1 pseudogene is annotated in these 731 nt (G+C 43.1%); it reads right to left on the bottom strand.

Going from position 1 to position 731, the window contains the following annotated elements:
* Positions 1-211: 211 nt before the first annotated feature.
* A pseudogene (locus tag ACFINS_RS10280) lies at positions 212-731 on the bottom strand (MFS transporter); the annotation flags it as partial.

Below are 731 nucleotides of genomic sequence, written 5' to 3'. Positions count from 1 at the left end.
AAGCATGTGCTATCCCCCGCACCGATTTCAAGGACTGTGCGCGGTTTTGCCATTTGAATGAGCGTGTAAAGAAGCTCAATACTGTTTTTTGTTCCCATACCAGGTTGTATCAGGGGCATCTTTTGATCCTTATCATTTTATCAATCGCAGCATTCCTGTTTTGACAAAAAACGCAGTTGTCTGTTCTATGGGGTGTTGAAGATGCATTCCTTTTTTTGCATAGTACTCTGTTCAAGATAAAACTTAATATGCCTGTGATCATGGTCGCGATACCAATGATAAACAGCGTGCTTTGGGTATGATGCACATGGACAAAATCCGCACTGATAAAACCAATGCACACTGATGTTTGTATGATGAAAAGATAAGCGGGCATTTGGCTGTTTCGCTGTTTTTTCTGGATGGCTTTCATCATAAAATTTGCTATCAGTGCATTTTGCACACCGTTTGCACCCCCCAAGGATAAAAAAGGAAAGCATCATCAGCCACACAATGTGTGTGAGGGAAAAGCGGAAAATGCTAAAGCCGATTATTGCCACGGCTAGTGATGTTCCAGCAGCATTGCCAAAATGGTGGAAAAGACTAGAGAAACAGAGTCGACCAACCATGAGGCCAAGACTTATCATGCTTGTGATTCCATAGGTTTCTGCACTTAAATGCAGCTCGGTGCGGATACGGACAATCGATAATACGTTGAGAGCAGAGGTGAGGATAATGGTGATGATGAGGGG

The organism is Bartonella sp. AA2SXKL, from assembly GCF_042197205.1.
In the GTDB taxonomy this organism is placed as follows: domain Bacteria; phylum Pseudomonadota; class Alphaproteobacteria; order Rhizobiales; family Rhizobiaceae; genus Bartonella.
This window is presented reverse-complemented; position numbering and strand designations above follow the sequence as displayed.